This window comes from Rheinheimera marina (assembly GCF_042654345.1).
Taxonomy (GTDB): Bacteria; Pseudomonadota; Gammaproteobacteria; order Enterobacterales; family Alteromonadaceae; genus Pararheinheimera; species Pararheinheimera marina.
Map to the genome: position 1 here is coordinate 361707 of NZ_JBHSGB010000017.1, position 10182 is coordinate 371888.

General features: G+C 51.4%; 11 protein-coding genes. 9 read left to right on the forward strand and 2 right to left on the reverse strand.

Annotated elements, in window-relative coordinates:
- Window positions 1-51 precede the first annotated feature (51 nt).
- From ACFO3I_RS18015 to ACFO3I_RS18055, 9 genes are read left to right on the forward strand one after another with little or no spacing between them, the layout of a single operon-like run.
- The gene (locus ACFO3I_RS18015; RefSeq protein ID WP_377336449.1) at window positions 52-1215 is read left to right on the forward strand and encodes an AMP-binding protein; all 1164 of its coding nucleotides are present in this window, start codon (window positions 52-54) and stop codon (window positions 1213-1215) included.
- Entirely contained in the window at window positions 1208-1930 is a 723-nt protein-coding gene (locus ACFO3I_RS18020) for an SDR family NAD(P)-dependent oxidoreductase (RefSeq protein WP_377336452.1), read from the forward strand. The genes ACFO3I_RS18015 and ACFO3I_RS18020 overlap by 8 nt, the downstream gene beginning before the upstream one ends.
- Window positions 1927-2454, forward strand: coding sequence for a hypothetical protein (locus ACFO3I_RS18025; RefSeq protein ID WP_377336454.1), 528 nt, complete (start codon window positions 1927-1929; stop codon window positions 2452-2454). Before ACFO3I_RS18020 ends, ACFO3I_RS18025 begins: the two co-directional genes overlap by 4 nt.
- Window positions 2438-3226 (forward strand): formyl transferase, encoded by a 789-nt coding sequence (locus ACFO3I_RS18030; protein WP_377336456.1) that lies wholly within the window; start codon window positions 2438-2440, stop codon window positions 3224-3226. Before ACFO3I_RS18025 ends, ACFO3I_RS18030 begins: the two co-directional genes overlap by 17 nt.
- The gene (locus tag ACFO3I_RS18035; protein ID WP_377336458.1) at window positions 3210-3794 is read left to right on the forward strand and encodes an adenylyl-sulfate kinase; all 585 of its coding nucleotides are present in this window, start codon (window positions 3210-3212) and stop codon (window positions 3792-3794) included. Before ACFO3I_RS18030 ends, ACFO3I_RS18035 begins: the two co-directional genes overlap by 17 nt.
- Window positions 3784-6129 carry a PEP-utilizing enzyme gene (locus ACFO3I_RS18040; protein WP_377336460.1) on the forward strand — a complete coding sequence of 782 codons (2346 nt, stop codon included), beginning with the start codon at window positions 3784-3786 and terminating at the stop codon, window positions 6127-6129. Before ACFO3I_RS18035 ends, ACFO3I_RS18040 begins: the two co-directional genes overlap by 11 nt.
- Entirely contained in the window at window positions 6126-6722 is a 597-nt protein-coding gene (locus ACFO3I_RS18045) for a gamma-glutamyl-gamma-aminobutyrate hydrolase family protein (protein ID WP_377336462.1), read from the forward strand. Before ACFO3I_RS18040 ends, ACFO3I_RS18045 begins: the two co-directional genes overlap by 4 nt.
- A complete protein-coding gene (locus tag ACFO3I_RS18050) occupies window positions 6723-7466 on the forward strand; it encodes a phosphocholine cytidylyltransferase family protein (RefSeq protein ID WP_377336464.1) in 744 nt (247 codons plus the stop codon).
- Between the two features lie 57 nt (window positions 7467-7523).
- Window positions 7524-8510: a TylF/MycF/NovP-related O-methyltransferase gene (locus ACFO3I_RS18055; protein ID WP_377336466.1), complete on the forward strand. Its 987-nt coding sequence runs from the start codon at window positions 7524-7526 to the stop codon at window positions 8508-8510.
- Window positions 8511-8615: 105 nt separating this feature from the next.
- On the opposite strand, the gene ACFO3I_RS18060 is transcribed toward ACFO3I_RS18055, so the two are convergent.
- Together ACFO3I_RS18060 and ACFO3I_RS18065 are read right to left on the reverse strand one after the other, a co-directional pair.
- Window positions 8616-9668, reverse strand: a complete 1053-nt coding sequence (locus tag ACFO3I_RS18060; protein ID WP_377336468.1) for a hypothetical protein — start codon at window positions 9666-9668, stop codon at window positions 8616-8618.
- Window positions 9669-9689: 21 nt separating this feature from the next.
- The coding region (locus ACFO3I_RS18065; RefSeq protein WP_377336470.1) for a class I SAM-dependent methyltransferase at window positions 9690-10182 on the reverse strand (493 nt) is incomplete at its 5' end.

The following is a 10182-nucleotide window of genomic DNA, read 5'->3' on the forward strand; positions in this document are numbered from 1 at the left end:
GAGTCTCCCCTGACATTTACTGCTTTGTTAGAGCAAGCAGAACAGCTCAGGATGAGTTATCCGCACCTGGCTGGCCAGGCTGTGGTATTGCCTTATGTCAATTTGCAGGATTTTATCTGCCACCTGCTGGCTTTAGATGGATACTGCACTGCGGTTTATCTGCAGCCGGAATCAGCGCTTCCGCTACCTGAACCTGCACTTCCACTGACAAGAGCGACCGTCGCAACACCAGACAGCGTCCATCAGGACACCCAATGGTTTATTGCCACCTCAGGCACCACGGGAACCCCAAAATGGATAGGCCACCGCATGGCCAGTCTGACCCAGGCAGTGAAAAGCTCCGACGCCAACACACAGCTGTGCTGGGCCTTGTGTTATCAGCCATTCCGTTTTGCTGGTTTGCAGGTGGTGCTGCAAAGTCTGTTGTCTGGTGCCAGCCTGAGTGACTGCTCCAGTGGTGACGCTTATTTAAAACTGGATAACATGCAGAAATATGCAGTCAGCGCGGTATCAGCAACACCTTCCATGTGGCGGCAATTGTTGCTGACCGGGAAACTGGATGCGCTCAGACTCAGTCATTTAACGCTGGGCGGCGAAATTGCCGATCAGCAACTACTGGACCGACTCAGCACGTTGTTTCCAACTGCCCGTATTATGCATATCTATGCCTCTACAGAAGCTGGCGTTGGTTTTGCGGTAACAGACCGGCGAGCAGGCTTTCCGGCACAATGGTTGCAGAGTGGTATTCATGGTATTGAATTCCGGTTGGATGAAACCAGCCATCTATGGCTAAAACCCCGCTACCGGCCGGTCAATCTCCCGCCAGCCCGGCTGAATGATGAAGGTTTTATTGATTCAGAAGATTTGGCTGTGCTTCAGGGCGACCGGGTGCTCTTTCTTGGCCGGGCTGGCGGTATTATTAATGTCGGTGGCAATAAGGTACACCCGGAACAGGTAGAGCAACTGTTATTGCAGGTCCCGGGTGTGGCACAGGTGCATGTTTACGGTAAAGCCAGCAGCCTTCTAGGGCAGTTGGTCGTGGCCGATCTGGTGGCTGAAACAGGTGCTGAGACCACGGCTTTACAAAAGCAGCTACTGAGCCATTGCCTGAAGCATCTGCAGCGCTATCAGATCCCCACCCGTTTTAATTGGGTGGAGTGCCTGACGACAGGACTTAGCGGAAAACTAAACAGGAGTGCGAAACACAATGTCTGAACTGGTTGTAATCACAGGCGCCAGCCGGGGTTTGGGCCTGGCACTATGCAGGCAATTACTCAATGCCGGTTATCGGGTGTTGGCCATTTCACGCACTCAGCCTGACGCCTTGCTGACTCTGGCAGCTCAGCAACCAGCCTTGTCTCTTGAACATGCCGACCTGAGCAATCTGGAGCAGATCCAGGGTCTGTGTAACCACTGGGTTAAGCAGTATGGCCGGCCTTATGCGCTGGTAAACAACGCAGCAGTCGGCTACGACGGTGTGCTTGCTACCATGCACAACAGCGAAATAGATGCTTTATTAAAACTCAATCTGCAAGCCCCTATTCTGTTGTGTAAATACTTGCTACGCCCCATGCTGCTGAACCAGCGTGGCCGTATCGTCAATATCTCGTCCATTATAGCCCGCACTGGTTTTAATGGCCTTAGCGTGTATGCAGCCAGCAAAGCCGGGCTTGAAGGATTCAGCAAATCGCTTGCCCGCGAGACCGGTAAAGCCGGTATTACCGTGAACTGCGTGGCGCCTGGCTACATGCAAACCGACATGACCCAAAGCCTGCAGGGCGATAAACTGGATAGCATTAAACGGCGTAGCCCGCTGGGCCGGCTGGCCACTCCGGATGACGCCGCAGGCGCTGTAGTGTACTTGCTCAGTACACAGGCCAGTGCGGTGACTGGTACCACCATTACCGTAGATACGGGCAGTACTGCATGACAGCCACAGGCAACAACCAAGAAATATCGAACATGCACAGTCCTTCGCTATCATTAAGTAGTGAGGGTCGCCATGAACAGCTTTACCCCGCTGTAGACACACTTCAGCCATTGCATGTCTTCCATACCAGCAGGCATCAGTTACTGCTACAGCTGACAACAAATTCAGCCGACCCTTCGGCTGAATTACCTCCTCAGTTACTCACCTGGCTGAAAGAACCCGCCAGCATAAGAGCATTGGAGAAACGTTTTATTATTCGTCAGGATTTGTTCGTCCGTAATCAGCCTGTCATTCGAAGCTTGTCGCCCGTACAGCTGGCTTTTTTGACCGTATTAGTCATAGCCAAGCTAACCGATGAATACAGTGAGGCGCATGATCTTAATTCTTTGAACAGCGCAATCAGATTGACCGATCATTTGCTGAAATTTCCTATAGATTTACTCATTCAGCTTCCTCAACTCCAGGCAATTCTTAACCGACAACTCAGTCTCATTAAGCAGATCTATGATGAACCGACCTTCTGAACTGGGTTTTATTGCGATGCCAGGAGCCCGCTCCCTGGCTTACCTGCAGACACTCAGACAGCGAAATTACAAGCCCGCCTGTGTAGTCCGACTGAAAAATCCCTATGCAGAAAACGCGACTTCTTTTTTGCAGTCTCACCCGCTAGCCGCTCAGTACATTGACGCCTCGCTGGACGAATACAGTTTCTGTCGCAGCACCGACATTCCGTTGTACGACACAGAATTTACCAGTATCAACGACGAAGGACTGTTAGATCTCTTACTCAGTACGGGAATCCACACATGGTTGTTCAGTGGCGGGGGCATTATCAAGCCTGCGCTGTTTGATGCTGGGTTAAGGTTCTTACATATTCATCCTGGCCAGCTACCTGAAGTCAGGGGTAGCACATGCTTCTATTACAGCTTGCTCCACGATAACAGCCTGGCCGCGACCGCTTTTTTTATGACCGCTGAACTGGACGCTGGTGAACCACTGATGTGCCGCCATTTTGCCATTAATATGGCGGAGCCGCTGCTCAGCTGCAGTTTTATTGATTATGTGGTGGACCCCTGGATAAGGGCTCAAACCCTAAACAGTCTGCTCCTGCAGTGGTCTTCCTTCGGAGCGGCGATTCCAGCGCCAACACCACCTCCGCCATTGATAAGCAGTCCCAGCGACAGGCCATGTTATGTTATGCATCCGTTACTCAGAGCATTGACCATACATAAACTGTCTAAACGCTTTGATCCTAAGCGACCTATCGGAGTACATCATTTTGACAGAAGCAATTAAAGGGCATGTGCTTTGGTTAACCGGTCTGTCCGGTGCAGGTAAAAGTACGATCGCGATTGAACTGATAAAGCTTTATCAGCAGCGAGGGATTTACCCTGTTCAACTCGATGGTGACAAGGTTAGAGCGGCGATTTCTGATCCAAACTGGCAATTTGACATCGCCAGTCGACTGCGGGGTTCCTATATATATGCCCGCCTTGCCGCTATGCTTAGTGAACAGGGCCACCTGGTTATAGTACCCACTATCAGTATGTTTCATGAAGTCCGGCAATGGAACCGTGACCACATCAGTCGGTATTTTGAAGTGTATTTAAAGGTATCAGCGCAGGTCCGGCACCAGCGCGATCCTAAACAATTGTACCAGCGTTATACCGATGGCCAGCATGCTCAGATGCCAGGCCTCGATTTAGCGATTGAAGAGCCACAACATGCAGACTTGGTGCTGCTAAATGAGCAGGGCCCAGACAGCATTAGTGCGATCAGTCAGCATATTTTCGAGCAACTCAATGTCCGTTTTCCTCAGATTTTGCAACGACCGCAAAGCGCCGGAGGCGCCCATGACCAGTAACCCCGCCTCTGCCATGGCTCTAAAAGCGCCGTCCAAAGCCAACACCTTAGCCAGCCTGCAAGGAAAATTGCAGAGTGCTGTGATGTTACCGCAGCTAACAGTCAGTTTATCCAATTGGTTGTCGTCACCTGAATCCTGCCTCAATCAGATAGTACAGCAGTTCAGCGGCATGGTGGCGGTACGGTCAAGTTGTCTGAACGAAGACACTGAACTGCAAAGTAACGCCGGAAAGTATTTGTCATTGTTAAATATTCCGGTGAATGAACAGGCGCTAAGCAAAGCGATTACTCAGGTTTTTGCATCCTACGGTACACCACAATCTGAAGACCAGGTTCTGCTCCAACCTATGTTGTCGCAAGTCGCTGGCGCAGGCGTAGCCTTTAACACAGAACCAAACACAGGTGCGCCCTACTACGTATTCAGTATTGACTTCAGCGGCAGCACAGACAGTGTGACGTCCGGGGCAGATGCTTCGATACAGAGCTGGTATGTTCGCCATGGCAGCACGCCAGAAGCGCAGTGGCAACAACAGCTGATTATCCTGTTTAGTGAGTTGGCGGAATTATACCCAGCTCAGCCGTTGGACCTTGAATTTGCATTTAGTGGTGAACAATTAGTGTTGCTGCAACTCAGACCCTTAGTGTTAAGGGCAACAATGCAGACTCAGACCACATCCGTCAACGCTGCAGACTATCAGCTGGAGCTCGCCTGCATTTCCAAAAAACTCCAACGTTTACAACAACGCCACCCTTACTTGCTTGGCAATTTCACCATGTTCGGTGTAATGCCTGACTGGAATCCGGCTGAAATTATTGGGACTAAGCCCAAACCACTGGCGCTTTCTTTGTATAAAGAGCTGGTCACAGACCGGGTTTGGGCGACCCAACGACATAATTACGGTTATCGCGATGTACAGGACCATCCATTGCTGCTGGTACTGGGGGGGACTCCATTTGTTGACATCAGAGTCAGTTTTAATTCTTTTGTCCCAGCCAGTCTGCCAGAACCACTTGCAGAAAAGTTAGTCAATCATTACCTGCGGCAGCTTCATGCCACTCCGGCGCTACACGATAAGGTCGAATTCAAAATTGTGCTCTCCTGCTTCAGCTTTGATCTCGACCAGCGACTGGAAGAGTTGCAACACCAAGGATTTACTGAACAGGAAAGTCAGTGCATAGGCCAGGCGCTGATTCAACTGACCTCAAACATCATGGCTGACCAACAAGGTGTATATGCCATTGATGTAGCGAGGATTGAAGAGTTATCCCGGCGTCAACAAACCATCATCCAATCAGACCTGAACAAAATAGACAAAATTTACTGGCTGATTCAGGACTGCAAACGCTACGGCACCCTGCCCTTTGCAGGTCTGGCCCGAGCGGGCTTTATCGCTATCCAGCTGCTCAATTCAATGCGGGACAGCGGTCTGCTCAGCACCGAAAATTACCATGCATTTATGTCAGGTTTGACCACCGTCAGTTCACTGATGCTGGCTGATAAACAGAAGCTACAGGCTAGTGAATTTATTGAAAAATATGGCCACCTGCGTCCAGGCACCTACGACATCAATTCCCCCCGGTACGACAAGGACCCTGCTAAGTACTTTTCTGCTGAGCATGACGACAAACACCAAATGCCAGAGTTTTCGCTGTCACTAGCACAATTAAACGCAATCAATCAACAGCTTAAACATTACGGCTTACAGTGTGACGCTGTCGCGTTGTTTAATTTCATCAAACACGCCATTGAAGCCCGTGAATACAGTAAGTTTGTATTTTCCCGAAGCCTGAGTGACACGCTGGAACTGATAGATGCGCTTGGCTCACAACTCGGCTTTAGTCGCTCTGAACTGGCTTACTCAGATATCAAAGACATTCTGCGTTTACAGTCAACCAGCCACAGTGCACACGCGACACTAAGCAGTAGCATCGCGCTTGGGCAAACTTATTTTCAGATGTGCCAACAAATTAAGTTGCCCGCCTTGATCCGGTCGTCGACCGATGCCTGTTATTACCAGTTACAGGCTGACGAACCCAACTACATCACCAATAAGGCGGTGACGGCGCCAGTTTGCACCTCGCTCTCACCCGAAGCGTTAAAACAAACTATTGTATTTATTGAGGCAGCAGATCCCGGTTATGACTGGTTATTTTCCCATCAGATAGCCGGCTTGGTTACCCAGTATGGAGGCTGCAATTCCCATATGGCGATCCGGGCACAAGAACTGGGGATCCCTGCCATTATCGGCGCTGGCGAATGGTGGTTCCGGCACTGGCAGCAAGCAAGGCTGCTACACATTGATTGTCAAAGCCGAAAAGTGGACATGATCCGATGAAACTGGTTGCTATCAGTCAAAGAGTTGATGAAGTAGCCGCTTATCACGAGCGGCGCGATAGCCTGGACCAACGCTGGTCGCAACTGCTCTGGCAGTGTGAAGCCATTCCACTGTTGCTGCCAAACGCTCCCAATTCAGCGATAGCATTAGTGCAACAACTCAAACCCGCGGCAGTTATTTTTACAGGCGGCAACTCACTGAGCATTTACCAAGGCGATGCGCCAGAACGCGACCTGACTGAAAAGCGGCTCTTGGCTCATTGCATCACCGAGGGCATACCGCTACTTGGAGTCTGTCGGGGAATGCAGTTGATTCAGGACCATTTTGGTCAGCCACTGCAACAGATTGAAGGGCATGTCGCCACACGCTGCGCTTTGCGGTTTGACGGACAACTGCGTGATGTCAACAGTTACCATAACCTGGGATGTCGCCAAAACAACACCCCATTGCAGGTTACGGCTTTAGCTCACGATGGAGTAATCAAAGCGATCCGCCATCCTACACTCGCTATTCAGGGCATTATGTGGCATCCGGAACGAGAGTCGAAGTATCACCCCGCCGACATTGAATTAATTAAAGGTCTGATCCATTAAATGAAAGCCATTATTCTTGCTGCCGGTCTAGGCAGCAGATTGCGTCCTTATACAGACAACTGCCCTAAAACGCTGGTCAAACTCGCCGGCAAACCCCTGCTAGAGCATCAGCTGGCAGTGCTGGGCCATGCAGGCATCAATGACATCGTGCTGGTCACAGGGTATCTGTCGCAGCAGTTTGACCGCTATGGCTTTACGCAGTATTTCAATCCGGACTACGCCAGCAGCAACATGTTGTTCTCGCTGATGTGCGCCAGAGGCTACTTCGACGGACAGCGGGATGTGCTGATTTGTTATGGCGACATTGTGTATAACGACCGCGTATTACAGACGGTCCTGCGGCAACAGGGAGACGTTGTCGTGGCGGCCGACCTGGATTGGCAGCAACTCTGGCAGCTGCGAATGGAAGACCCGCTGACCGACGCTGAGTCCTTTCAGTTGGCAGCAGACGGCAGGCGCGTGCTGCAACTGGGGCAAAAAATGACGTCGTTATCCCAGGCTGAGGCGCAATATATCGGACTGGTGAAGTGCAGTGCTGCGGTGCACGAAAGGTTGCTGGCGCAGTATGACGCGCTGCCGCCGGCCCGCCAGCGACAGATGTATATGACGGACTTTCTTCAGCTGCTGATTCACGCCGGAATTGAAGTAAATGCCGCCTTGCATCAGGGCGGCTGGCTGGAAGTCGACTCAACTGCAGATCTGCTGGTCTATCACCAATATATGGAACAATTGCTGCAGAAATAAAGCTTCTGCAAAACTCAAACAGAGCCCAAAACAGACGTTTTATCAAAAGGATTCCACATGAACAGCATTTATATTTACGGCACCGGCAGCGGCGCGCGCAATTACTATGACAATTACTGCCAGCAGTACCAGGTGCTTGGATTTATCGACAGCAATGCAAACGAGAACAGCAAGCCACTTTACGATTTACCCGTGCTACCGCCGGCCGCACTGACCGCACTGGATTTCGATGTTGTAGTGCTGGCCAATGAATACGCGGCGACCTTTCACACTTTAAGGACACTGGATATTCCTCTAGAGAAAATCAAGTTTGTTTACTACAAGTGTCTGCTGGACGTGATCCACGCCGAGTCAGAACGCCACTTCCGCCAGTATGATAATCCTGAACTTCCGCTCGTCGCTCATACTTCCATGGCGATGTCGTATCAGGGCGCAGCCGGGCTGGAAGCGATGTACCAAAGTGAATACGACTATGTTCGCTTTAAACTTCTGGAGCTTTTGGCAGAACAAGTCCGTCAGCAAAATATCAGTGGTAATCTGGCCGAAGTGGGTGTGTTCCGCGGCAGTTTCGCCAGAGTCATTAATGCGTTGTTTCCAGACAGAACTTTGTATCTGTTTGATACGTTTAGCGGTTTTAATCCAACCGAACGGGAGGCCGATATTGAACAGGGTTACGCTGATGCAGCATTTTTTGTGCGCAGCAACAACTTCCTCGATACCAGTGTGGAACTGGTCATGCAACGGATGCCACATCCTGAGCAATGTATACCGAAAGTGGGCTTTTTTCCTGAGTCACTGCACGGACTGGAAGATAAGTTTGCGTTAGTGTCGATTGATGTCGACCTCTACACGCCCATGTACAACGCCATCGAGTACTTTTATCCCCGTCTGGCCGCCGGCGGTTATCTGCTGCTGCATGATTACAACCATGCTGAATTCCGGGGAGTGAAACAAGCTGTGGCCGATTACGAGACCAAACACGGCAGACTGGCTAAGGTACCGGTGCCAGACCAGGGCGGTACTATCGTCATTACCAGGTTGTGATGAGAGAACATCCCTAAAAGCATGCCAGCGGTCCAGCCCGCTGGCATACACTTTTGCAAGGCTGCAGCTCGGCAGCGGGATGTTGGCCACCAGATCTGAACGCAGTCAGATCTGCAAAAAGAACACGCCGTAACTGCCACGGCCACATTCGCTGTAATACACCTGATACTCAGGCACCCATTGTTTGATCAGCGCAATGGCTTCAGTATGGGGGTAGTCCAGCAAGATCAGCTTCGGTTTGTGCCGGCAAATGGTCTCTTTCGCACCTTTCACCACTTCGGTCGCAATGCCAATCCGGCCACTTTCCAGCAAAGTCGGCACAAAACCGGACTCGCGTACGTAGTCATCCACCGCATAAGTGAATATAGCCAGATCAATCTCTCCGGCTTGCAACGCAGTATGGCCATCCAGCGCCAGCACATTGCCACCACCGGTGTGACCTTCACTGGCAAAGGCCACCATACCGGTGCTGGACCAGGCGCCGGCACACACTGGTCGCACCTGCTGATGCATACCCCAGCTCACCAGATTGATACACAGTTCAGCATAAGTAAATGGGTTGGCTTCCAGACAATGGGCCTGAAACTGACCGCCGCTGGTCAACGCAAAAGCCTGAAACGGTTTACCCAGATAAGGGCCAATACACAAGATCTGTTCGCCAGCGACGGCATGCACCTTCGGATGGGTATATTGTCCGCCAGCTTCGGCTGAAAAACCGTCCAGATAACAGTGGTGGCGCAGCAAATAAAGTTGTTGTGTTAATACCCGTCTTGACACCTCATCCGACAACCACGCCAAGTTTTGCTGCTCGCGCGGGTCTGATGCAGGCCGGTACAACCTGAGCCGCTCACGGTATGCGGCAAAAATATCCAGCAACATCAGCTCCGCCGGGCCGATCAGCAGCAATGCATCATAGCGGGTTTCTGCCGCCAGTAATTCAGCACAGTCGGGAGGGATAGCCCAACCGACAACACTGTCGGCACCGAATATGGCGATAATCTCGGCGCCCGCAGCAGTCAGTTGCTGCACTGCTCGTGCGGATGCGGCTGTTTCACCCGCCACAATCAGTCTGAGTCCCTGACACTGCGGGTCACTGAGCGCAGCGATGGGCGCCACCGGCAAGTCGGCCAGTTGCTGTGAAAATAACTGCTGTTCCATAAGTACCTTCAGGCTGAATTGTCAGAGCGTTAACAGAAAAGCAGCCGCATTTTTCCGGCCCGCTTCTGTGTAGTAGACCTTGTATTGCGGCACCCATTGCTTGACCAGAGCAAGCCAGTCATTCCACGGCGAATCCACCAGAATTAGCTTCGGTTTCAGTGATTTAATAGTTTGCTCAGCGCCAGCAATGATATGCGAGGCAAATCCCGGGCGCCCACATTCAATCAATGTTGGGGTAAAGTGCTGTTTTGCCAGATAATCATCCAGCCGGTATGCCTGATGGGCGTTAGTCACCACCGTCCCTTTGCATTCGCTGACAGCTTTGGTGTCGGCGAAGTACAAAGTGCCACTGCTGCCTTCATGACTGGTGGTGTACAGACCTGTGCCGGACCAGATCCCTGCGCAAACCGGCGTCACGCAGTCCGCAAGCTGCCAATGCGCCAGATTACGGCATAAATTGGCATATTGATGAATTCGTTCCTCAAACACATGGACACGACAGCCGCCCCCCCCC